This is a genomic window from Rhizobium sp. 01T437 (genome assembly GCF_056398505.1).
In genome coordinates this window covers 61,095-84,867 of record NZ_JBFTPM010000006.1, presented here as the reverse complement: position 1 = coordinate 84,867, position 23,773 = coordinate 61,095, and the positions used below count along the sequence as shown (strand labels likewise).

Annotated in this window: 18 protein-coding genes, 1 tRNA gene and 1 pseudogene; 11 read left to right on the top strand and 9 right to left on the bottom strand. The window is 59.7% G+C overall.

Annotated elements, in window-relative coordinates:
* Positions 1–146 precede the first annotated feature (146 nt).
* Entirely contained in the window at positions 147–1,169 is a 1,023-nt protein-coding gene (locus tag AC1DM5_RS13445; RefSeq protein WP_477818963.1) for an LLM class flavin-dependent oxidoreductase, read from the top strand.
* Between the two features lie 73 nt (positions 1,170–1,242).
* Here AC1DM5_RS13445 and AC1DM5_RS13440 read toward each other — a convergent pair whose 3' ends face one another.
* Entirely contained in the window at positions 1,243–2,430 is a 1,188-nt protein-coding gene (locus tag AC1DM5_RS13440; protein WP_477818962.1) for an MFS transporter, read from the bottom strand.
* 206 nt (positions 2,431–2,636) lie between these two features.
* On the opposite strand from AC1DM5_RS13440, the gene AC1DM5_RS13435 reads away from it, so the two are divergent.
* Positions 2,637–3,200 (top strand): TetR/AcrR family transcriptional regulator, encoded by a 564-nt coding sequence (locus tag AC1DM5_RS13435; RefSeq protein WP_477818961.1) that lies wholly within the window; start codon positions 2,637–2,639, stop codon positions 3,198–3,200.
* A gap of 3 nt (positions 3,201–3,203) precedes the next feature.
* Here the strand turns inward: AC1DM5_RS13435 and AC1DM5_RS13430 are convergent, their stop codons facing one another.
* On the bottom strand, positions 3,204–6,704 hold the full coding sequence (locus AC1DM5_RS13430; RefSeq protein WP_477818960.1) for a PAS domain-containing hybrid sensor histidine kinase/response regulator: 3,501 nt from the start codon (positions 6,702–6,704) through the stop codon (positions 3,204–3,206).
* Between the two features lie 219 nt (positions 6,705–6,923).
* Between AC1DM5_RS13430 and mscL the strand changes: the two genes are divergently transcribed.
* Positions 6,924–7,364 (top strand): large conductance mechanosensitive channel protein MscL, encoded by a 441-nt coding sequence (gene mscL, locus AC1DM5_RS13425; protein ID WP_477818959.1) that lies wholly within the window; start codon positions 6,924–6,926, stop codon positions 7,362–7,364.
* A gap of 122 nt (positions 7,365–7,486) precedes the next feature.
* Entirely contained in the window at positions 7,487–8,653 is a 1,167-nt protein-coding gene (locus AC1DM5_RS13420; protein ID WP_477818958.1) for a pyridoxal phosphate-dependent aminotransferase, read from the top strand.
* Here AC1DM5_RS13420 and AC1DM5_RS13415 read toward each other — a convergent pair.
* On the bottom strand, positions 8,650–9,330 hold the full coding sequence (locus AC1DM5_RS13415; protein WP_477818957.1) for a Type 1 glutamine amidotransferase-like domain-containing protein: 681 nt from the start codon (positions 9,328–9,330) through the stop codon (positions 8,650–8,652). The genes AC1DM5_RS13420 and AC1DM5_RS13415 overlap by 4 nt on opposite strands.
* A gap of 472 nt (positions 9,331–9,802) precedes the next feature.
* Between AC1DM5_RS13415 and galE the strand changes: the two genes are divergently transcribed.
* From galE to AC1DM5_RS13400, 3 genes are all read left to right on the top strand, one after another.
* Positions 9,803–10,837: a UDP-glucose 4-epimerase GalE gene (gene galE, locus AC1DM5_RS13410; protein WP_477818956.1), complete on the top strand. Its 1,035-nt coding sequence runs from the start codon at positions 9,803–9,805 to the stop codon at positions 10,835–10,837.
* A gap of 109 nt (positions 10,838–10,946) precedes the next feature.
* The gene (locus AC1DM5_RS13405; RefSeq protein WP_113184029.1) at positions 10,947–12,902 is read left to right on the top strand and encodes an EAL domain-containing protein; all 1,956 of its coding nucleotides are present in this window, start codon (positions 10,947–10,949) and stop codon (positions 12,900–12,902) included.
* 68 nt (positions 12,903–12,970) lie between these two features.
* Positions 12,971–14,032 (top strand): enoyl-CoA hydratase/isomerase family protein, encoded by a 1,062-nt coding sequence (locus AC1DM5_RS13400; RefSeq protein WP_477818955.1) that lies wholly within the window; start codon positions 12,971–12,973, stop codon positions 14,030–14,032.
* 58 nt (positions 14,033–14,090) lie between these two features.
* On the opposite strand, the gene AC1DM5_RS13395 is transcribed toward AC1DM5_RS13400, so the two are convergent.
* Together AC1DM5_RS13395 and AC1DM5_RS13390 are read right to left on the bottom strand one after the other, a co-directional pair.
* On the bottom strand, positions 14,091–16,151 hold the full coding sequence (locus tag AC1DM5_RS13395) for an ATP-dependent helicase (RefSeq protein ID WP_477818954.1): 2,061 nt from the start codon (positions 16,149–16,151) through the stop codon (positions 14,091–14,093).
* Between the two features lie 114 nt (positions 16,152–16,265).
* Positions 16,266–16,544 carry a hypothetical protein gene (locus AC1DM5_RS13390; RefSeq protein ID WP_477818953.1) on the bottom strand — a complete coding sequence of 93 codons (279 nt, stop codon included), beginning with the start codon at positions 16,542–16,544 and terminating at the stop codon, positions 16,266–16,268.
* A gap of 212 nt (positions 16,545–16,756) precedes the next feature.
* On the opposite strand from AC1DM5_RS13390, the gene AC1DM5_RS13385 reads away from it, so the two are divergent.
* Positions 16,757–16,975 (top strand): BON domain-containing protein, encoded by a 219-nt coding sequence (locus tag AC1DM5_RS13385; RefSeq protein WP_477818952.1) that lies wholly within the window; start codon positions 16,757–16,759, stop codon positions 16,973–16,975.
* A gap of 83 nt (positions 16,976–17,058) precedes the next feature.
* On the top strand, positions 17,059–17,322 hold the full coding sequence (locus AC1DM5_RS13380; RefSeq protein WP_007821148.1) for a hypothetical protein: 264 nt from the start codon (positions 17,059–17,061) through the stop codon (positions 17,320–17,322).
* Positions 17,323–17,557: 235 nt separating this feature from the next.
* Here the strand turns inward: AC1DM5_RS13380 and AC1DM5_RS13375 are convergent, their stop codons facing one another.
* From AC1DM5_RS13375 to AC1DM5_RS13360, 4 genes and pseudogenes are all read right to left on the bottom strand, one after another.
* On the bottom strand, positions 17,558–17,800 hold the full coding sequence (locus AC1DM5_RS13375; protein WP_007821147.1) for a DUF982 domain-containing protein: 243 nt from the start codon (positions 17,798–17,800) through the stop codon (positions 17,558–17,560).
* A gap of 749 nt (positions 17,801–18,549) precedes the next feature.
* Positions 18,550–20,951, bottom strand: a pseudogene (locus tag AC1DM5_RS13370) (arylsulfatase).
* 481 nt (positions 20,952–21,432) lie between these two features.
* On the bottom strand, positions 21,433–21,720 hold the full coding sequence (locus tag AC1DM5_RS13365) for a hypothetical protein (RefSeq protein WP_477818951.1): 288 nt from the start codon (positions 21,718–21,720) through the stop codon (positions 21,433–21,435).
* 134 nt (positions 21,721–21,854) lie between these two features.
* Positions 21,855–21,929 (bottom strand) — tRNA-Thr (locus AC1DM5_RS13360).
* Positions 21,930–22,083: 154 nt separating this feature from the next.
* On the opposite strand from AC1DM5_RS13360, the gene AC1DM5_RS13355 reads away from it, so the two are divergent.
* A complete protein-coding gene (locus AC1DM5_RS13355; protein ID WP_037071850.1) occupies positions 22,084–22,293 on the top strand; it encodes a hypothetical protein in 210 nt (69 codons plus the stop codon).
* Positions 22,294–22,409: 116 nt separating this feature from the next.
* The gene (gene murA / locus AC1DM5_RS13350) at positions 22,410–23,702 is read left to right on the top strand and encodes a UDP-N-acetylglucosamine 1-carboxyvinyltransferase (RefSeq protein ID WP_477818950.1); all 1,293 of its coding nucleotides are present in this window, start codon (positions 22,410–22,412) and stop codon (positions 23,700–23,702) included.
* Positions 23,703–23,773 lie beyond the last annotated feature (71 nt).

Sequence of the window (23,773 nt, the reverse complement as noted above, 5' to 3'; positions counted from 1 at the left end):
GACCGCGTTCTGTGCTGCAACTGCGCGGCGCCGAATTCGCATTTGATCTGTCATCCGGTTCAGAAATCTCCTGCGAGCGCCTATATGCCTGTCAGGAATCATGACAAGAAGCGTGCAGGGCACACTTCAGTTTAAGCGATGGAATCATGAAGAAGATCGGTTTTCTCTCGTTCGGGCATTGGACGCCCTCGCCGCAATCCCAGACGCGCTCGGCAGGCGATACGCTGCTGCAGTCGATCGATCTCGCGGTCGCCGCTGAAGAACTTGGCGCTGACGGCGCCTATTTCCGCGTCCATCATTTTGCTCGTCAGCTTGCTTCGCCATACCCGCTGCTGGCGGCCGTCGGCGCCCGCACAAGCCGCATCGAGATCGGCACCGCGGTCATCGACATGCGCTACGAGAACCCGCTCTACATGGCTGAAGATGCCGGCGCGGCCGATCTGATTTCCCGCGGACGCCTGCAGCTGGGCATCAGCCGCGGCTCGCCCGAGCAGGTCATCGATGGCTGGCGCTATTTCGGCTACAACCCGCCGGAAGGCCAGAGCGATGCCGATATGGGCCGCCGCCATGCCGAGGTCTTCCTCGAAGTGCTGCGGGGCGAAGGCTTTGCTGAGCCTAATCCGCGGCCGATGTTCCCCAATCCGCCCGGCCTGCTGCGCCTCGAGCCGCATTCCGAAGGGCTGCGTGAGCGCATCTGGTGGGGCGCAGGCTCGAACGCTACGGCCGTCTGGGCCGCCAAACTTGGCATGAACCTGCAGAGTTCGACGCTGAAGGATGACGAGACGGGCGAAGCCTTCCACATCCAGCAGGCCAAGCAGATCCGTGCTTATCGCGAAGCCTGGAAGGAGGCCGGCCATCAGCGCGAGCCGCGCGTTTCCGTCAGCCGCAGCATCTTCGCGCTGGTGAACGATCGCGATCGCTCTTATTTCGGCTATGGCAATGAAGGGCAGGACAAGATCGGTTTCCTCGACGAGAATACGAGGGCGATCTTCGGCCGTTCCTATGCCGCCGAGCCCGATGCTCTCATCGAGGAGCTTAAGAAGGACGAGGCTATCGCCGAGGCCGATACGCTCCTGCTTACCGTCCCCAACCAGCTCGGCGTGGAATACAATGCCCACGTCATCGAATCGATCCTGAAATATGTCGCGCCGGCGTTCGGCTGGCGCTGACTGCGATTTTGCGATAACGACGTGCGAAAACAAGAGCTTAAAGCGTGACGGATTCGAAAGATCGCGACACGCTTTAAGCCGGCGTCGTCTCCCTTGTCGTGCGCATCACCATCAGCCCGGCAAGGCTGACGAGGACGATGGCGGTTGCGTAGATGTCTGTGGTCATGCCGTAGCCGATCGACTTAACGAGGAAGCCGGCAAGGATTGCCGGCAGGCTGAAGGCGAGATAGCTCTGAATATAGAAGGCCGAAAGCAGGCCAGCCCGCTCTTCCGGCTTAGCAAGCGGCATGATCGTGCCGATTGAGCCGAGGAAATTAGTGCCGAAACCGGCACCCGTTAAAAGCGTGCCGACGAGCAGCAGCGGCACATTGGCAAGATGCACGCCCGCGACCACCGTTGCGATGCCTGATGTTTGGGAAGCGACTCCGAAGAAGAGATTGGCTTTCGGGCTGCGGTTGCGGCGCAGGAAGACGGCGATTGCGCCCGACAGCATCAGCGCTGCCACGACCGCCCCACCCGTGAGCGGCGCGCGGCTGCCGGTGGTCGAAGCGACCAGCGAAGGCACGAGCGACAGGTAGAAGCCGCCGAGTGTCCAGTTGGCGATATTGATCGGCGTCACCAGCGACAGAGGCTTCTTCACCTGCTGCGGAATAAAAATCGTCGGCTTCAGCGAATTGAAGACACCGGGCCGCGTGCCGCCCGTCTCTCGCGTCAGCCATAGCGCAACGGCCTGTACGGCAAAGGCGGCAAGCAGCAGGGTATAGACGAAATGCAGTGGCTCGGGTCCATACTGGATCAGCGCGCTGGTGCCGATGGCGCCGATCGCCATGCCGGAAAGCGGTGCGAGCGAGTTGACGATCTGCCCCTTTGTCCGGTCGATGTCGACAAGGGCGGCACCCAGCGAAGCGCCGGCAATACCGGTCGCAAGCCCCTGTACGATACGTGCTGCGATCAGCCATTCCGGCCCGCTGGCAATGGAAAACAGCGCCATGGCGATGATTTCGAGCACCAGCGCGCCGAAAATGACGGGCCGCCGTCCGAGATGGTCGGAAATGGAACCGGCAATCAGCAGGGCTGCGAGCAGTGCGAAGGCGTAGACTGCGAAGATCACGGTGATCAGGATGGGAGAAACGGCAAAGCTTTCCTGATAGATGCGATAGAGAGGCGTCGGCGCTGCTGATGCGCCGAAGAAGATCGCAAGCGTCAGAGCATGGAAGCCCATGGGCGACGAATTCTTGATGGATTCGGAAGCGGCGACCATATAAGCTCCTTAAAGCTAATTTATTGCGTTAGCTCTATCTAGGACGCGTAAAGTCTAAAAGCAAATAATTTGCGTTTATGGGTACATGAAGGTTTCTGAACTGTTGGCCGCGGTTTTGCACTCGGAATTGCGTAAAAGGAGCTGGAAGCGTGCTAGGCGAATCTGAAAGATCGCAGCACACTTCAGGCGGATAAGGTTGGTTCGAAATGGCAGTGAAAGAGAATATCCGTCCGGGTGGCAGAAGCGCGCGTGTTCAGGCTTCCGTGCATGCCGCGGTGCGTGACCTCCTCGTAGAGATGAGCCGTGCAGAGATAACCGTGCCGCTGATCGCGACGCGTGCAGGCGTGACGCCTTCCACCATCTATCGCCGCTGGGGTGACCTGCAGGAATTGCTGGCCGACGTCGCCGTGGAGCGCCTGCGCCCCGATATGGAGCCGGCCGATACCGGTACCGGCGCCGGTGATCTGGAGGCCTGGGCCGAGCAATATGCCGAGGAAATGTCTTCTGGTCCTGGCCGTGAATATGTCCGCGATGTGCTCTCCGCCCAGACCGGCGACAATGCCAGCAAATGTTGCAACTTCACCCGTCAGCAGATCGAGGCGATTGCCGGTCGGGCGAAGGAGAGAGGCGAGGCGTTCCCCGATGTCGATGCAGTGATGGATCGCGTAGTCGCCCCCATCATGTACCGTATCCTGTTCGGCGATGTCCCGACCGCCGTCCGCGTCCAGGAGCTTGTCGGCCACGTCTTCGGCCGGCGCAAGGCAGCCTGATCTTCACTCCGCGGCGGTGCGCTTCAGGCCGGAAATCTGGGTGATATAGGCGCGAAGTGCCGCCGGCCGCACCGGCTTGTGCTGTACGGCGATGCCATGCTTCTCCGCCTCGGCGCGCACCTCCGGCGTCCTGTCGGCAGTGACGAGTAGGGCCGGAATATCGACACCGAAATGCTGCCGCAGATGCAGGATCGCTTCGACCCCGGTCCCGTCCGCAAGATGATAGTCGGCAATGACGAGATCGGGCGGCTGGCGCATCGACAGCGCCTGAACAACGGAAAGCGAATCCGCTGCCTGCGTGTCGCAGCCCCATCCGTCGATCAGCAGTCGCATGCCTTCGAGGATCTTGGTTTCGTTATCGATGCAGAGGATGCGCAATCCCTTCAGCGGCTGCGCCGTGCGGTCAACGGGAACGACGGCTGCCGCGGCTTCCGCGCTCTTCGAGATATCGAGCGGCATGAGAATACGGAATTCCGTGCCCTTGCCATGCGTTGAATGAAGCTCGACCTTGTGATTGAGCACGCGCGCGATGCGATCGACGATGGAGAGGCCGAGCCCGAGGCCCGACGCGGTCTTGGCACCCTCATCCAGCCGCGCGAATTCCTTGAACACCGTCCGGAATTTCGAAGGCGGTATGCCGATGCCGGAATCCATCACCTGGATCATCACTTGATTGCCACGTCGCCTTACCCCGACCAGCACCTTGCCGCTGACCGTATATTTGATGGCGTTGGAAACGAGGTTCTGTACGAGACGGCGCAGCAGGTTCGGATCGGAGCGCACCCGCAGCGAAGTCGGGATGACCTTGAGCTTCAGTTTCTTCTCGCGGGCGATCGGCGCAAAATCGGTCTCGATGCGTTCCAGCAGATCGGAAAGCGGCACGGACGCCAGCCGCGGGCGCATGGCGCCGGTATCAAGCCGGGAAATATCGAGCACGGCGCCGAGAATGGATTCGACCGATTCCAGCGCGGAATCGATATTGCGCACGATTAGGCTGTTTTCCGATTGCGCCATGCGTTCGACGAGCGCGGAAGAATAGAGCCGGGCCGCATTGAGCGGCTGCAGAATATCGTGGCCGGCGGCAGCAAAGAAGCGCGTCTTGCCGATATTGGCCTCCTCGGCCGCTGCACGCGCCTCGGCGAGTTCCTTGTTGACGCGTGTCAGCTCCGCGGTGCGCTCGACGACACGCTGCTCCAGCGTCTCGTTTGCCTGTTTCAGCGCGCGGTCGGCGGCCACGCGCTGGGTGATATCGGTGAAGGTGGCGACGATGCCCTTGTCCGGCATGGCATTCGAGCGAACTTCGATGATGCGCTCGCCGCCGCCGAGCACCAGCGGGAAGGGCTTGTCGAGCGTCAGGAAATGCCGCACTGCTTGGCCCTGGTCGCCCGGTGCGATATCGCCGCGCTGGCTGAGGATACTGACGATTTCCGATAGCGGAAAACCCACCTGGCCGGCATTTTCCGGCAGGTCCAGCAATTGCCGGAAGCGGCGGTTCCAGATCGTCAGCCGATTGGAACTGTCGAAGACGGCAATACCCTGATCCATCTGCGAGAGCGCCGTCTGCAGCATGTCCTGATTATATTGCAGTGCTTCACTCGCCTGATCGAGCAGCCAGGCCGTGTCGGAGGAAGCATCCTCGATTTTTTGCAGGATCAACGACAGCACGAGCCGCGCCGAGGAGGAGCCGATGGCGCTGCCGAGAAGCTGCTCGGTGAAATGGATGAGCGCCATATCCGCCGGCTGGTCGTCCTCCAGCTTGCGGCCGGACGTCTGTTCATAGGTCGCAAGCGAGCGCTGCATGCGCTCCTCGCCGAGATAGCGGGAGATCGCCGTCTTGAGATCGCCCACGCTGATGCGGGTCTTCCAGCCCCGCGTGGCAAATTGCGAGCGCGAATGCCGCTTGACGAAGATGCCGGCCTGGATGCGTTCCAGCGGCTTGGCATTGCGCGTCAGCGAGCCGACGATGAAGGCGGCGGTATTGACGAGCAGGCTCATTGCCGTCGCATTGACGAGCGGATCGGCATCCTGCCCGGTGAAGAGCGTTGTACCGGGAAAGATGAAGCCGAGGAAACTGCTCGCCACATAGGAATAATCCGGGCCTCCGAATGAGGGCAGGAACAGCAGGTAGACCCAGATGATGAAGCCGGACGAGAGGCCGAGGATGGCGCCGCGCGCATTCGCCCGCCACCAGATCATGCCGCCGAAGAGGGCGGGCGCAATCTGCGCGATGGCGGCAAAGGAGAGCAGGCCGATCGAGGCGAGCCCTGCCGTGCTGTCGGTCGAACGGTAATAGGCGTAGCCAAGCAGCAGCACGGCGAAGATGGCGCTGCGGCGGATATTGAGCAGGCTCTTTGCGAAGTCGTCGCGCTGGCTCGCAAGGCCCGCGAGCTTCCGACGCAGGAAGAACGGCATGACGATGTCGTTCGACACCATGATGGAAAGCGCCACGGAATCGACGATCACCATGGCGGTCGCCGCCGAAAATCCGCCGATGAAGGTGATCAGCGAGACAATAGGCATTTGCCCCACAAGCGGCAGAGAGAGCACGTAAAGGTCTGCATTGCCGTTACCGCCGAAGGTCAGCAGCCCGCCGATAGCAACCGGCAGCACAAAGAGATTGATGGCGATCAGATAAAGCGGGAAGAGAAAGCCCGCGAGCCGGAGCTGCTTTGCGGTGCGGTTTTCGACGACGGTGACATGGAACTGGCGCGGCAGCATGATAATGGCGAAGGCCGAAAGCAGCGTCAGCGTGATCCATCGGCTAAGCGGTGTCTGATAGTCGAGTGCGGCGGTGACCAGGGCGTTCTCCGATCCTTTCTGCCACAGATCGCTTGGCCCGTCGAACAGGAACCAGATGACGCAGATGCCCGCCGTCAGGAAGGCAACCAGCTTCACCATCGACTCCATCGATACTGCGAGGATGAGCCCGTCCTGATGTTCCGTCGCATCGGTGTGGCGTGTGCCGAACATGATCGCGAAGCAGGCAAGCACCAGCGTGACGATCAGCGGAAGGTCGAGGAAGTAGAGGTTGCCGCTGCCGATGCCATAGTCGGACGGATTGACCATGGCCGTGACCGTCGCCGAAATGGATTTCAGCTGCAGCGCGATATAGGGGATGGTGCCGATGAGGCAGATCAGCGCCACGATGGTCGCAACGGTGGAATTCTTGCCGTAGCGCGCGGCAATGAAATCGGCGACGGATGTAAGCTTCTCCGCCTTGGCGAGTTCGATGATGCGCTTCAAAAGCGGCATGCCGAGGGTGAAGACGAGGATCGGCCCGATATAGATGCCGGCAAATTCCAGCCCGTGATGAGCCGCAAGGCCGACGCCTCCGAAATAGGTCCAGGAGGTGCAGTAGATCGCCAGGCTGAGCGCATAGACCACAGGCCGGCCGCCTTCCGGCACGCCGAATTTCCGGCTCCGGCGGTCGCCATAGCTTGCTACTGCGAAGAGCAGCAGAAGATAACCCAAGGCAAACGCAAATATGACCCAGCCTGGAAGCATTGACCCTCCGCCGACGGACAATCCGCCGTCCTCCCGGAACAGTCCGAGATTAGGGCAATTCAGCAAGTTTGAAAATTCCCGCGGCCTTGGTCTTAAGTTCTACGCGGATGGGGGCAGTGTCCGAATATTTCCAATTGCCGATTGATTAATTGAGATGAAGGTGTAGCTAATGAAAACAACGGCATGTCTTTGAAAATGCATCAAGGGGAGGCAGATCGGATGCTCAATGAGTTCAAAGCTTTCATCGCCCGCGGCAATGTCATGGATCTCGCAGTCGGTGTTATCATCGGCGGCGCCTTCGGCGGCATCGTCAAGTCGCTGGTCGAAGACATGATCATGCCGATCGTCGGTGCGATTTTCGGCGGTTTCGACTTCTCCAATTACTACATCCCGCTGTCTAAGGACGCCTATGGGCAGCCAACCCTTGCACTTGCCCGCAGCCACGGCGCCGTTTTCGCGTACGGCAATTTCATCACGGTCCTCATCAATTTCGTGATCCTCGCCTGGATCATCTTCCTGATGATCAAGGCTGTGAACATTCTGCGCGAGCAGGTTGAGCGCAAGGCGAAGGAAGCGCCTGCAGAGGTTCCGCCGCCGCCGGCAGATGTCGCGCTGCTGACGGAAATCCGCGACCTTCTCGCCAAGCGCCCAGCCGTCTGATTCGGCTCGGAGCCCGTCCGCTCCGGCCGGGCTCATCCATCACGGAAATCAATATGCCATCACGCTTTGTCATGGGATTTGCGTCTGCAAATCCACTATGAAGGCGTGAACTGGAGATATGCATGTCGATTATAAGCAGCCTCAGCCCGCGCGCCATTGCAGCGCCAGAAAGCGGGATCGTCGAAGTCGTCAATTATGCCCGTGGCCGTGAGGGCCTCTTGCCGCTCTGGGTCGGCGAAGGTGATCTTCCCACTCCCGATTTCATCAATCAGGCCGCCATGCAGGCGCTCGCTGCCGGCGAGACCTTCTATACTTGGCAGCGCGGCATTCCCGAACTGCGCCAGGCGCTGTCGGATTATTATTTCAGGCATTTCGGCATCCGCCTGCCGCCAGAGCATTTCTATGTCACCGGCTCCGGCATGCAGGCGATCCAGATCGCCGTCCAGGCGCTGACTTCGCCCGGTGACGAGCTCGTCTACCTCACCCCGGCCTGGCCGAATATCGCTGCTGCGCTTGAAATCGCCGGCGCCCGTTCGGTCGGCGTCGAGCTTCAGTTCGAAGGCGGTACCTGGGCTGTCGACCTCAATCGCATCGAAGCGGCGATCACGCCGAGGACCCGCGGCCTCTTTATCAATACCCCATCAAACCCGACCGGCTGGACCGCGACGAAGAAGGATCTGGCCGATATCCTGACGCTGGCACGCAAACATGATCTCTGGATCATGGCGGACGAGATCTACGCGCGTTATTTCTATGCTGGCGGCCGCGCGCCGTCTTTCCTCGACGTCATGGAGCCAGGCGACAAGATCATCTTCGTCAACTCCTTCTCCAAGAACTGGTCTATGACCGGCTGGCGTGTCGGCTGGATCGTCGCGCCGCCGGAAACCGGGCAGGTGCTGGAAAACCTGATCCAGTATTCGACCTCGGGCGTCGCACAGTTCATGCAGAAGGGCGCGGTCGCAGCCCTCAACGAGGGTGACGCCTTCGTGCAGTCGAACATCGACAAGGCAACCCGCTCCCGCGATATCCTCTGCGATGCACTGATCGCCACCAATCGGGTCGAAACACTGAAGCCCGATGGCGCGCTTTACGCCTTCCTCAAGATCGACGGCGTTACCGACAGCCGCAAGGCTGCGATCGACATCGTCGACAAGACCGGCGTCGGCCTTGCTCCCGGCACGGCCTTCGGACCCGGCGGCGAGCTTTTTCTGCGCGCCTGCTTCCTGCGCGATCCGGCGCAGGTGACAGTCGCGGCCGAGCGGCTTTGCGACTATATCCTGAAGCTCTAGGCGGAGCGACGCATCGCTTCCGGCAGCACCGGTAGCAGCGTCACATTCCGGCCCTCGACGATGATGACTTCGCCGTCTCTCAGCGGCTGAAAGGGCGTGCCGGCTTCTTCAAGGAACTGGACGGTCTTTTCGGCAGCTTCGGCCTCATCATGGTCAGAGCGGTAATGCGGGACGATGGAGAAATCGACGAGTCCGAGACCGTCCCACAGGATTGCTTCGTCGTAATCCGGTGCAAGCTGCTGCGGATCGTCCATGATGTCGATACCCTTTAGCGAGGGCGTTGCAACGACCGCCCCGGCGCTGAAGCCGCCATAGACGAGCGCATCCTGGCGCAGCAATTCCCCGATGATGCGATCGAAGCCGCTCTGCCGCATGGCCCGCCGCAGAAGAAATGCATTGCCGCCGACGGCCCAAACGAGGTCGAAGCCGGCGAGCGCCTCTTTCAGCGCGTGCGGTTGCCCAAAATAGTCTCGCAAATCCACTTCTTCCGCCTCGATCCCCCAATCGGCAAGTTCTTCCTTGGGATCGTAGATATTGGCCTCGTAGGCACGCCGGGAATCGGCCGAAATGAAGTCCAGCGCGTTCTGGATGACGGCGGCGCGCCGTCCGCCATTGAGAAGTTTCCTCAGCCGGAAGGCGCTGGCGCCGAGCCGGTAGGATGACAGGTAGAGTCTCATCGCTGCCGCTCCCTGTTTTGGAGAAGCGGGTTACGAACCGGCATTGAGAGAAGATCTTGTGCCACGAGAAGTCCTTTGCATGGGGCGGACATCGGGGCAGAAACAGAAAACCCCGCGCGTGTCCGGCGGGGTTGGGTCGGGTGTAGTGAACAGTTTCAGGTCACAAGCCGACGCCCTCACCGCAAAGGGTGGTCGTCATGCCCATCGTCATAGCCTGGAACGCGAAGTTGTTCATGACACTAATTTGCCCCACCGCCTGCTTGATGTCAACGAACCCAAAAAGAGGGGTCGCGAGGCGTTTTCGTCCCAAAACCAGCTGGTCGATAAAATTGTAGCAAAGCCTGAAATGCGCCTCTAACCACATGTCAAAACATACCGGCCGCAAAGGCTTTCCGAGGCCGTTTGATAATAAAATCGGAAAGGAAAAAGCCGTTCTGATGCTCCCGAAAAAGATAAAACAGGGAATGCAGACATGGCGGTTCTGGTGACAGGTGGGGCTGGATATATCGGCAGCCACATGGTTTGGACGCTGTTGGATGTCGGTGAAGATGTCGTCGTGCTCGACAACCTCTCCACCGGCTTTCGCTGGGCCGTGGCGCCGGCCGCGCGCTTCTATCTCGGCGATGTCGCCGATCCGGACGTGCTGAAGAAGATCTTCATCGAAAACGATATCGAGGCGATCATCCATTTCGCCGGCTCTGCCGTCGTGCCGGTCTCGGTCTCTGACCCTCTTTCTTATTACGACAACAATTCCGGCAAGACACGCGCCCTGCTGAGTGCTGCGATCAAGGCGGGCATCCGTAACTTCGTCTTCTCCTCGACAGCCGCTGTTTACGGTCAGCAGAAGGGCTCCGTGCCCGTGAAGGAAACGGCACCACTCAATCCGGAAAATCCATACGGCCAGTCGAAGCTGATGACCGAAATGATGCTTCGTGACGCTGCCGCCGCCTATGACTTCGGCTATGTGGCACTACGCTATTTCAACGTTGCAGGCGCCGATCCGCAGCTGCGTACCGGCCAGTCGACCTCGGGCGCGACCCATCTCATCAAGGTCGCCTGTGAGGCCGCACTCGGAAAGCGCGACAGCGTCGCCGTCTATGGCTTCGACTACCCGACCCATGACGGCACCGGTGTGCGCGACTACATTCATGTGAGCGATTTGACGGCGGCGCATTTGAAGGCGCTCCAGCATCTGCGCCAGGGCAGGGGGCCACTTGTCGCCAACTGCGGCTATGGCAGCGGCTATTCCGTGCTCGATGTGTTGAACATGGTCACCCGCTTGAACGGTCACTCGTTCAAGATCAACATGGCGCCACGCCGGCCGGGCGACGCGGCAAGCGTCGTCGCCGATGCGACGCTTGCCCGTCGCGTGCTGGACTGGGCACCGAAACACGACTCACTGGAAACCATCGTCCGCAGCTCGCTCGATTGGGAACTCTTCCTGATGAACAGGAGCGTCGACGATCTGCATAGCATTCATCGCGCACTGGCTGCGGCTTCTTTCTGAAATGCAACCGAACATTTACCATCCCGGCGCAGTGCGGGTGGCCTGACGTTACGTGAATAAGGAATAATCAAGCTTTCTCTGGCTCGTTTCCGCCAAGGGAAAAGGGATCATGAAGAACTTCATAGCGTCATTACGGCTGCAAAAAGATAATCCAAAGTTTCTGGTGGCGCAGTTCGAAGCTTTGTCATCACAGATTCCGATTCTGTACGTTCTCCTCGTCATCAATGCGCTGGCTGTGGCCATCACACACATCAAGTCAGCGCCTCTTTGGCTTTCGCTCTACATCCCCGTCGGTCTCAGCATCGTCTGCGTCTTCCGCCTCTGCTGGTGGGAGATCAGTGGCAAGGAAAACGTCACGCCGGAGCGTGCGCTACGGCTGATGAAGGTGACGCTGGTCGGCGCGGTTATCCTCACGATCGGCTTCGGCGGCTGGGCTATCGCGCTCTATCAATATGGCGATGCCTCGCAGCAGGGACAGATCGCCTATTTCCTGGTCGTAACCGGCATTTCCTGCGTCTTTTGCCTGATGCATCTGCCGCTCGCCGCGGCAATCACCACGGTCATCACTTTCACAGCCATGATCGTGACCTTCCTCTTTTCCGGCAACCCGGTCTTTGTGGCCACGGCAGTCAGTGGCTTGTTCCTGGTGCTGCCCTTCCTGCGTGTCATCAACAGCTACTTCCAGAACTTCGCGCACCTGGTGCGGCTTGCCGAAGAGCTCAAGCAGAAACAGGCAGAAGCCGAGGAACTGAACCTCGTCAACAGCCGCAATGCGCTGCAGGACCAGCTGACGGGCCTTGCCAATCGCCGCAGCTTCTTCCTGTCGCTCGAAAAGATGCTGCTGAAGGATCCGTCTTCACCGCCCGTCATCGGCATCGTCGATCTCGATGGCTTCAAGCCGGTCAATGATGTCTTCGGCCATGCGGCCGGCGACGTCGTATTGAAGGAGACGGCACGCCGCTTCGTCTCGTTGTTGGGTGATCAGGGCATCGTCTCGCGTCTTGGCGGCGATGAATTCGGCATCATCTTCCCCTCCGGCATGACGCTCAGGGCCGTCTCTGACCTCGGCGTGGCGCTCTGTGCGGCAGTGCGTGAACCCTTCGACATTCCTGACGGTTCGGTGCGCGTTTCCGGCTCCTGCGGCATCGTCTATCCTGACGCTGGCGAGTACACGGCCGAAGATCTCTACGAGAAAGCGGATTTCGCGCTCTACCAGGTCAAGAGCAAGCGCATCGGCGGTGTGGAATTCTTCTCGCCGGAACACGAAAAAATCCTGACACAACGCTACCTGATCGAGCTGGAGCTGCAGGCCGACAATTTCGCCAAGGAGTTGAAGCTCGAATATCAGCCGATCCTGGAGCTGCGCAGCGGCCGCGTCGTCGGTTTTGAGGCCCTTGCGCGCTGGGATAGCGCCCGCTTCGGCCGCATCAGTCCGGACGCCTTCATTCCGGCTGCCGAACGCACGGCGGTGATCGGCCGCATAACACGCATTCTCTTCGGCCAGGCGCTCGACGCACTGAAGATCATGCCGGCGCATCTGCGCGTCTCCTTCAACCTGTCGGCCCGCGACATCTGCGATCATGAAACATCGATGGCATTGCTCGCCATGATCAGCCGCTCCGGTGTCGATCCGAAACGCATCGAGTTCGAGATCACCGAGACGGCACTCCTGTCCGATTTCGACACTGCCGATCAGGTGATTGGCATGCTGCGTGCTGCCGGCATCTCGATCGCGCTTGACGATTTTGGCACCGGCTATTCGAGCTTGAGCCACATCCACCGCCTGGCCTTCGACAAGCTGAAGATCGACAAGGCCTTTGTGATGAATTTCGACCGCGATGCGCGCTGCATGAACATCACCCGCTCCGTCGCCAGTCTCTGCCAGAACCTCGGCATCGCCTCCGTGGCCGAGGGTGTCGAAAGCGAGGATGTCGCCGAGTCGCTGAAAGGCATCGGCGTAAGATTGGCGCAGGGCTATTATTTCTCGCGGCCGCTGCCGCTGGAACTGGCGATCGATTACGCGGTGCGGCGCGATGTCGCCGTTTCGCAGTCCCTTTCTGCCTGATTGGTCAGACAGCCACTGGAACCCTGGCTCAACCCCGTTTATTCCTAGGGAAGGAGCGAGGTGGGATCATGGACAACAGCAATCAAAGCGAAGTCATCGTTGAACGACGGGGCACGACGGGTCTTATCCGGCTTAACCGCCCAAAGGCGCTGAACAGCCTAGTCATCCCCATGGTGCGCACGATTGCCGCCGCCCTTGATGATTTCGCTGGGGATCAAAGCGTGGCGAGCGTTGTCATAATGGGCGAAGGCGAGCGCGGTTTCTGCGCCGGCGGCGATATTCGCGCCATTCACCAGAGYGGTCGCGCCGGCGACGGTATGGCGGAAACCTTCTGGCGCGAGGAATTCCGCCTCAACCATAGGATCGCCAATTATCCGAAGCCCTATGTGGCACTGATGGACGGCATCACCATGGGCGGCGGCGTCGGGCTTTCCGCCCATGGCCGCCATCGCATCGTCACCGAGCGCACCCGCCTTGCCATGCCGGAAACCGGCATCGGCTATTTTCCCGATATCGGCGCCACATGGCTGCTGCCGCGCACCTCGGGCGAAAGCGGCACGTGGATGGCCTTGACCGGCCTCGACATCAATGCTGCCGATGCGATCTATTCCGGCCTCGCCGATCTCTGTATCTCGTCCTCTCGTCGTGAAGAGGCCATCGAGGCTCTTGCGAACCTGCGTGCAGGAAGTTCCTCGGCGGATGTGGACGCCCTCCTGCTTGACCTCTCGGCTCATCCGGGCGAGGGAAGATTGCAGGCAAATGCTGCATTGATCGACCGCGCCTTCCACTTCAACAGCGTCGAGGAGATAGTCTCGGCGCTCGCGAAGGAAGAGGGCGAGTTCGCCGCCGAGACCCGCCGCGTGATTCTGACACGTTCACCGACCAGCCTAAAGCTGGCGCTGCGCTTGTTGCGAGCCGGGCGTCAAAGCCGTACGCTCGGCGAATGCCTTGCCCGGGAGCTCGGCGCCTGTATGCAAATCCTGCTTGGTCACGATTTCTATGAGGGCGTACGCGCGGCCGTGGTCGACAAGGACCGTAATCCGAAATGGTCGCCAGCGACAATCGCTCTGGTAAACGATGAGATGATCAGCCGCTTCTTCGAGCCTGCCAAACCGCCGCTCGCGCTCTAACCTTTTATTTTAGCGCAATTCGGGACAGAAAACCGCTTCGCACTTTTCCTGGAATCGCTTAGCGCCACATGCCGCGCATACGCGCGCCGACATCGATACGCACTTGCCGCGCCTGCTGGGCGGCTGCCGTATCGGTCTTGACCTGCGGCCAGCCGCAGACCTCGAAGAATTGCAACAGCGTGGCTGGAATGAAGCGGCTGCGCGACGCATAGACATGCCGGTCGCCCTGCGAATTCTGCCCATAGGTGAAGAAACGCTGTGGTACGACGAGATCGAGGCTGTCCTTGGCGCGGGTCATCGCTACATAGAGTAATCGCCGCTCCTCCTCGATTTCCGCCGTCGTGCCGACTGCGAGATCCGAGGGGATGCAGCCGTCGATGACGTTCAGCATGAAGACCTTGGTCCATTCCTGCCCCTTGGCCGAATGGATGGTCGAGAGGATGAGATAGTCCTCGTCGAGCAGCGGCACGCCCGCCTGATCCGAAGTCGCATCGGGCGGATCGAGCGTGAGCTCCGTCAGGAAGCGCTCACGCGAGGCATAACCACCGGCGATCTGCTCGAGTTGCACGAGATCGGCAAGCCGCGCGCTCGCATCCTCATGCAGCCGTTCCAGATGCGGCTCATACCATCGCCGTACCAGCTCGATCTCGGCAGGCCAGCCGGCCTTGCCGGTTTTCAGCTCCCGCATGGTGGAAACGAAGGAGGTCCAGTCCTCGCCCGAGCGCGGCGGTGCGGGCATGACGGCAAGCGCTGCCATCGGGCTCGCATCCTCGGCCATCTGGTCCAACACCTTCTGCGCGGTGGAAGGGCCAACACCTGGAAGGATCTGCATCAGCCGGAAACCAGCCACTCGGTCGCGCGGGTTCTGGGCGAAGCGAAGCGCTGCCAGCATGTCCTTCACATGCGCACTGTCGAGGAATTTCAGCCCACCAAACTTCACGAAAGGAATGTTGCGGCGGGTGAGTTCCACCTCAAGTGGGCCGCTGTGATGCGAGGCGCGGAAGAGCACGGCCTGGCTTTTCAGCTTCACGCCCTCCTCGCGATTGTCGAGAACCTTGTCGGCCACATAGCGCGCCTGATCGTTCTCGTCGCGCACCGTCACCAGCCGTGGCCGTTCCGGCGATTCCCGCTCCGTCCAGAGGTTCTTGGTGAAACGCTCGGAAGCAAGGTCGATCACCGCGTTGGCGGCGGCAAGGATCGGCTGCGTCGAACGGTAGTTGCGGTCGAGCGTGACGATATTGGCAGCCGGGCTGAAGGACGCCGGAAAATCGAGAATGTTGCGCACTGTGGCCGCGCGGAAGGAATAGATCGACTGCGCATCGTCGCCGACAACGGTCAGGCCCTGGCCATCAGGCTTGAGGGCAAGCAGGATCGAAGACTGAAGCCTGTTGGTGTCCTGATACTCGTCAACGAGCACATGGTCGAAGCGGCTGCCAATATCCTCGGCGATCATGGGTTCGGCCACCATCTGTGCCCAGTAGAGCAGCAGGTCGTCGTAATCGAGCACATTCTGGCTCTGTTTCGACTCGACATAACAGGCAAAAAGCTCGCGAAGCTGCTTTTCCCAGGTGGCGCACCAGGGGAAGGCGTCGCGCAGCACCAGCGGCAGTTCCGTTTCGGAGTTTACGGCACGCGAATAGATGGCAAGGCAGGTGCCCTTCGTCGGAAACCGGCTTTCCGTCTTGGAGAAGCCGAGATCGTGGCGCATGAGGTTCATCAGGTCGGCGCTGTCTTCCCGGTCATGGATGGAAAAGGCCGGGTCGATGCCGATCTGCTCGGCATAGTCGCGCAAGAGTCGCGCGCCGATACCGTGAAACGTGCCGCTCCAGGCGAGCGCATCCGCCATGATGCCGGAATTTTTGCCGAGAACCTCGCCGCAGATACGTTCGACGCGCCGGCCCATTTCGGCAGCCGCCCGGCGCGAAAAGGTCATCAGCAGGATACGGCGCGGATCGGCACCCTTGAGAATGAGGTGCGCAACACGATGCGCGAGCGTATTGGTCTTGCCTGATCCGGCCCCGGCGATGACCAACAGCGGCCCGGCCACATGGCTGCCGTCTGTGAGTGTGCCGTGCTCCACGGCCATGCGTTGCTGGGGATTGAGTCTTTCGAGATACATCCAGCCGTCCGGTTGGGCTTCGCGGGAGAATCAGCGCCTGCGAATAAAATCAGATGTTCCTTGGATGTTCTCGATTGGCGCCGCTGTCAAGCAGGCGTAGGTCGCCATGCACTATTACGGAAAGTCCGGCACAATCTGGCGCCGCACCAGCTTCAGGCTGCGGTCGGGCTGGAGAATATAGGTTTCGTAGACGCGCTGGCCCTGCTGATCGTAGAAGTCGTTGTGGACGGCACTGCCGATCGGCGATTTCGTCAGCTTCGTGCGCGGCGGCCCGCCATAGGTGATGCTGCCGGGAATGGGCTCCAGCGCAGGCGCGTCCGCGGCGGAACAGCCTGCCAGCAGAGGTGCGGCCAGAAGGGTCGTGGCAAGAAGTGCGGGCACCAGCGCTTTCATCATTATTTTCCTCGGCCGCAATTGCATGGGCTTCTGCCGATGGCGCCGGCAGGGACGGGAGTATCGGAGCACCACCATCGCGGCGACTATGCATCCAGCCGGCTGCGTATGGCAACAAACGTCGTCTTCTTGCGTTAAATCCCCATTAGCCAATGTCAGGAACGGTCATGGTGCCGCGGTTTCATAGCTCGCCACTCCACAAGGAAGCCTGGATGAAGGGCCACAATACGGCCGCTATGCGTGCGTCCGTGGAAAGCGCCCTGCATGCCGCAGCCGATGTCGATGCGACCGAAATCATCGTCTCCACTATTGGCCCCTCCGTCATACTCGAAGGTTTCGTAAGCCAATGGGGTGATAGTGAGCGGGCCCTGGCAATAGCCGAGGACATTGTCGGAAGCGGTTACGTGCATTGCCGCCTGCTGGTGAGATAAATCGCGATCCGCAACAGGAATTTCCAAGGAACCAACCCCCTGTCCCGCGTGTTGAAGAGCGGATTTCAATACTGGAGACAATAATGCAAACGCTTATACGCCTGTGGGCCACGGCCCTTCTTCTGGGATGCGGTGCCTTTGCCGGCTCCGCCTATGCCTCACTTGAAACCGACATGAGTTATTCGGCCCTGCCGAAAGACGAAATAGCGCTGAACGAATATACCAGCGCCGCCGTCTGCAAGCCCGCCGAACCGCATTACCTGCCGTCCTTCATCCGTGCTGCAGATGGCACAATCATCGGTGTAGGATATATTCAGGTGGAGGATGAGGATACTTCGGATTGCTGATCGAATATTCGAAGTTTCTTTCGGACGAGGCTCGTCTGCAGTCTCCCGCAGAGGGTGACGAGCCTCTAACCATCATCATGATGGCTGGCGTCGTTCTATTGATGAACAGATGAATGGCGCAACGTCTTTCGAGGCAAAGCCCTGCGCGAGCTCCGTGCAAGGTTAAGTGAAAATTAAGCATTGCTTCGTTTCGGAACAGATCGGACTTTTATTGTCCGATACCGCCGCCGAAAGCTTAATGCACTTTAAGCTTTGCTTCCTCGGCCGCCGCCATAAACTCCGCGCGGGCCTCTTCGACAGTCTTTCTTCCATCGAGTGCGGCGCGGCAGGCGCTGCGTGCCTTGAGATATTTCAATCCGCGCACGGCAGGCCAGAGATCGGTCAGGCAGGTCAGCGCGTCAAACGGTCCGTTAACCGTGCGTGCTCCCGCCTCTTCGAAACCTACCTTGATCGGACTATTCCATCGTTCAGTTGCCATCGACGCTCCTCCAGCATGTCTCGATAGAAACATTGAATGAAGCCTTCGGGTTCCTCCGCAAAGGCTTCAGAATGCTAATATTCTAGCGAGATTTTTGCCGGCAGCAATGGCGCCGATTGGCGCGGGGGATAATGCTAAAGGAGAAAACTGGTGCTGCCGAGTGGCATTGAACCACCGACCTCACCCTTACCAAGGGTTTCCGCTAGATCGCGCAAGCGATTGCCAGCCTTGAGGTATTGCCCTTGGGAATATTGGACTGCACGGATTTTGCACATTTTTCACCTATGCAGTCTTAGCGCTGGCAGCCATCTCTTTTTGGTTCGCAGTAGACGTCGGGACCAATAGAGAGGCTCACTCCACCACCAGAGATCACGCCACAACTGTGGCACCGGAAGCGTGTTGATTGCGGGAGGTTCACAAGCCATTGATATGGCCCCAATGCAGTACTCCGGCACGAAGTCCCACTCTAGTTAGAGCCTTCGAAGGCCTTCTTACTGTCTTTTTGAGTGAGATTGCGTGAAGTGGTTCGGGATGACAAAAATACGCGAGTGAATTTAGGTCTCGGCTCGTGCATAGATAGCTCGATTATGCCGAAGGCTCGTACCACTCTCGAACACTATGATGAGACTAGCGCCGCCGGTCCCTCGTAAGCATTTGCGGGCACCCCGGAAAGGGAGCCCGCCGTCCTATAGTGCCTTAGTTGTTCGCTTTGGCGAGCCTACTACGGGTAATTGCCTGATCATTTGCTCCTAGCTGGGTCCGCCCAGCTTGAAGGCAACCTTGTCGAGCTTTCCGGTGAAGGGGAAAGGCACACTGTAGTCACCGTCATCGACGGGAGTGCGGGTATCGACGCCCACGTCGAAGGTTTCATCGATTGACATGAGGAAGGGCACGGTGTGCGGGACTTTCTGGTTGGCGACTTCCTTGTCGTCCACCTTTAGCACGCCGGTGCCGCCTTTTCCGAAGCCGGGGCCATCGTAGGTGAAGTCGAAAACGATGGTGTGCTTGCCCGGTGCCAGCGCGTCCTGCCCTTCCCAGCGAAAGCGTTCAAGGTCGACGAGGTTGTAGAGGAACACCGGCTTGCCCTTAAGCAGATAGAGGCCGTAGCCACCGAAGCGGCCACCCAAAGTGGTGATCATTCCCTCTGCTCCGCCCTGGGGAACATCCACATCGGCGGTTATGGTGTAAGACTTGTTCAGGATGCTGGGTGCGTCACTAACCGGTATGCCGGACACCTCGCCCGGGTAGGTGAAGAGGGTTCGCCCTGCTGTCGCGCTCGGCCGTGGCGCAATGATGCGTGGCAGGACGGAATTGTCGAGAGGGAAGACATTGTACTTCTCAGCCTCCACCAGGAAAAGCTGCTGCAGTTCGCGCAACTTGTCGGGCATTTTGGCGGCGAGGTCGTTGTTCTCCGAATAGTCGTCAGTGAGGTTGTAGAGCTCCCATTTATAGCCATTGATCACATCCTCGGGTAGCTTCGCGGTGCCGAGGAGCCAGGGTGGGGCTGGTGGGGTCGTCGCCGCGATCCAGCCATCGTGATAGATCGCGCGATTCGCGAACATCTCGAAATATTGCGTGGTGCGTTTCGAGGCAGCGTTGGCGTTTGCCTTGTCGAAGGTGTAGGCCATGCTCACCCCTCGATGGGCTTTTGCGCAATGCCGTTAACGACCAGAGGCGCCGGGATGCCGGTCACCTCCAGGATGGTTGGCACGATGTCGATCATGTGATGAAACTGCGTGCGGATGCCGCCGACGTCGTTGATATGGCCGGGCCATGAAATGGCCATGCCCTGGCGAGTGCCGCCGAAATGCGACGCCACTTGCTTGGTCCATTTGAACGGTGTGTCAAACGCCCATGACCAAGCAACTGACATGTGCGGATAGGTTGGGGGGAGCCCCCAAGCATCATAGGCCTTCAACTGATCCGCGATAGGAAGATCGAGAATGCCGTTGTAGGCGGTGTACTGGTTTGGCGTGCCGACGGTGGTGCCTTCGGCGCTGGTGCCGTTATCGCCGCTGATGTAGATAATCAGAGTGTTGTCGAGCTTTCCCTCATCCTCGACCTCCTGGATTACCCGGCCAATCTCATGGTCGGTGTAGGCTGCATAGGCGCCGTACACTTCCGCTTGATGCGCGAACAGTCGCTTTTCGTCAGCGGTGAGCGTGTCCCACTTCTTCAGATCATCCGGCCAGGGCGTCAGTTCGGTGTTCGCGGGGATCACACCGAGCCGCTTCTGGTTGGCGAAGATCTGGTCGCGCAGGGCGTTCCAACCCATGTCGAACTTGCCCTTGAACTTGTCGATCCACTCCTTGGTTGGCTGGTGCGGTGAATGGGTGCCACCCGGGACATAGTAGAGGAAGAACGGCTTGTCGGGCGCGGCTGAGTTAAGCTGCCGTAAATGCCGGATCGCTTCGTCCGCCAGATCGGTGGTGAGGTTGTAGTCGGGCTTCCCGACCCAGGGGAAAATCTGCGTCATGTTCTGAAAGAGGTAGGGCGTCCACTGGTCGGTCTCGCCACCCATGAAGCCGTAGAAATAGTCGAACCCCATGCCAATCGGCCATTGGTCGAATGGCCCGGCCGCGCTGTACAGGTAGCTCGGGGTGTTGTGGTTCTTGCCAAACCAGGATGTCGCGTAGCCATTTTGCTTGAGGATCGTGCCGATGGTGGCATTGTCGAGGCCAAGGACGCTGTCGTAGCCAGGATAGCCGGTGGATTGTTCGGAAATGATGCCGAAGCCGACCGAGTGGTGGTTGCGTCCGGTGATCAACGCGGCCCGTGTTGGTGAGCAGAGAGCAGTTGAGTGGAACTGCGTGTAACGCAATCCGGCGTTTGCGATGCGATCCATTGCAGGAGTTGGGATGACACCGCCGAAAGTCCCCGAAACGCCATAACCCTGATCGTCTGTCATGATCAGGAGCACGTTGGGCGCACCCTTGGGCGGCACCACTTGCGCGGGCCAATACGGTTTCGACTGGCTGGCCTGAAGGTTGATCTCGCCGCCGAACGCTGGCGGTTGTGGGGGCAAGTATCTCCCATCAATCGTCGTCGTTGCCCCGGGCGAGCCTGGGGTGCCGGTGACCTGCTGTGCGCATGCCGAGCCGAACGAAAAGGCCAAGGCAGCGGCCGTCGAGGCCAGTGAAATCAGTCTCATAGGTTTCATGACGGTTTCTCTCCAACTAAGTGATGATCGAATTTCCTTTCATTCCATACGCTTCATTTACATGCAGGAGACGAGGTCTTGACATCGGGCCCAAAACCTGTGCGCGAATATAGCACATGGTCGAGCGGTTCGGCCGTAAAAACCAATCCCGTCTCGGTCGCAGCGCGAAACGCCAGCGATTGCAGCGCTCGTTAATGTGGTCGATTTCAGCGTCAGCCCCACAAGATTCTAGTCGAGGGCCGTCATGTTGCCGTGGCGGCGGGCCATGGCAGCTTTTGAGCGCAAAGCCGCCTTCGAGGGAGGCACTGATCGGCACCAGTAGCACGCCCAACCCCACCGGACGAAGGGAGGGCTGGATCGGTGAAATGTAGGCGTCAGATTTACACCCCATTGATCTTGTTCAGTAATTTCCAACAGAAATTCCGCAGTTTTACCCTTAAGTGCTTGAAAAGGGTCGAATAAGTCGAGCTTCCTAAGCTGCTGTCATTTGAGCGTGCGCCGCCTCGGCGATTTGATGTATTAAAGGCGGATGCGACCACTTGATGGCCAGATCCTTGATTATACCAGCCCCTTCGTCGAGTTGATGCGTGAAGACTTTGAGAGATCCTTCGGGCTGAGAGAATTCAGCGTCCATGTCGGGGCCGAGCTTGGGATTGAAGCTTGCGAATGGAATTACGATCTCGAATTGGCAATCATTCAGCGGTTTGATGCGCACTACGATCTTGCGCGCGGGACCTTTGGATAAGGCAAGGGCGAACAAGCGGAGAACGCTCTGCACGGATATTGCACGGATTGTGTGTGCAATTCCTGTTTTGTTCCGCCGCTTTATGCTGTTTAGCACACGATGGCGCAAACCATGGCAACAGTCTTCTGGCTGATTTTGTTGAGGAAAACTGGTGCTGCCGAGTGGGATTGAACCACCGACCTCACCCTTACCAAGGGTGTGCTCTACCACTGAGCTACGGCAGCAGGACCAGACGCGAGAAGCGGAAACGCTCAATTCGCGTGAACGGGGCGGCTATTGCCACAGCTTCGGCAGGAGTGCAAGCCGCAAATTCCAACTTCTCTCGGAATAACGTCCCGCCCACTTTTGGAATGGCGCGAATTCGGGTAGTTCTGGGGGATGAACGAAGAGACTGAGAAGGCCCGGCAGAGCCGGAAAGCGGCCATGGAAGCACAAGCGGCATTGCGCCGCGAGCGGGCTGCCGAAAAGCTGAGAGAAAATCTTTCAAGACGCAAACAGCAGGTGCGCGCTCGCCGATCCGGCCAGGCGGACGAGACGAATGGGTTGCCCGCTGCAAAAACGCCTGCCGCAAAAATGGACGAATCGTAATGTTCGGTCCGCGACGAATTGAAGCGTCGGGGGATTTGCTCTAAAGACCCCCACTTCTTGCCTTGCCCCCACAGGCAAAACTTTTGAGGAAAGGCGGGCCTCGCCCGTAAGTGCACATGGATCGTATCAGAATTGTCGGCGGTAATGAGCTTAACGGCATCATTCCGATTTCCGGCGCCAAGAATGCCGCGCTGCCGCTGATGATCGCCTCGCTGCTGACGAGCGATACGCTGACGCTGGAAAACGTGCCCCATCTTGCCGATGTCGAATTGCTGATGCGCATCCTCGGCAATCACGGTGTCGACGTTGCCGTTAACGGTCGCCGCGAGCGCCAGGAAGATTCCTACGCCCGCACGATCCATTTCACCTGCCGCACCATCGTCGATACGACCGCCCCCTACGAGCTGGTCTCGAAGATGCGCGCTTCCTTCTGGGTCATCGGTCCGCTTCTGGCGCGCGAAGGCTATTGCCGCGTGTCGCTGCCGGGCGGCTGCGCGATCGGCACGCGCCCGGTCGATCTCTTCATCGACGGGCTGACCGCTCTTGGCGCGACGATGGAAATCGACGGCGGCTATATCAATGCTAAGGCGCCGCAGGGCGGCCTCATTGGCACACATTACACCTTCCCGAAGGTCTCGGTTGGCGCCACGCATGTGCTGATGATGGCGGCAACGCTTGCCCGCGGCACGACCGTCATCGGCAATGCCGCCCGCGAGCCTGAAGTCGTAGACCTTGCCAACTGCCTGAACGCCATGGGCGCGAAGATTTCCGGCGCAGGCACCTCGACCATCACGATCGAAGGCGTCACCTCGCTCTCGGGCGCGCGCCATCGCGTCCTGCCGGACCGTATCGAAACCGGCACCTATGCTATGGCCGTCGCCATGGCCGGCGGCGATGTCGTACTCGAAAATACCGATATTGCCCTGCTGGAAACGGCGCTGGAAACGCTGCGCCGCGCCGGCGCGGATATCTCGTCGACCAACAATGGCATGCGCATCAAGCGCAACGGCGCCGGCATCAGTCCGGTCGATATCGTCACCGATCCCTTCCCGGGCTTCCCGACAGACCTGCAGGCGCAATTCATGGCGCTGATGACCCGCTCTTCCGGTGTCTCGCATGTCACCGAAACCATCTTCGAAAACCGCTTCATGCATGTGCAGGAGCTTGCCCGCCTTGGCGCGAAGATCTCTCTGTCGGGCCAGACGGCCAAGATCGAGGGTGTCCAGCGGCTGAAGGGCGCCCCGGTCATGGCGACCGATCTTCGCGCTTCCGTTTCGCTCGTTATCGCCGGGCTTGCCGCCGAAGGCGAGACCACGGTTTCCCGCGTCTATCACCTCGATCGTGGCTTTGAGCGGCTGGAAGAAAAGCTGACCCGCTGCGGCGCTATCGTTGAGCGCGTCAGCGAGTAAGAAAAGGGCGCTTATGCGCCCTTTATCCCGGTTGCGTATTTGGTCTGAGCGCCTTATCTCCCTTGTCTGAC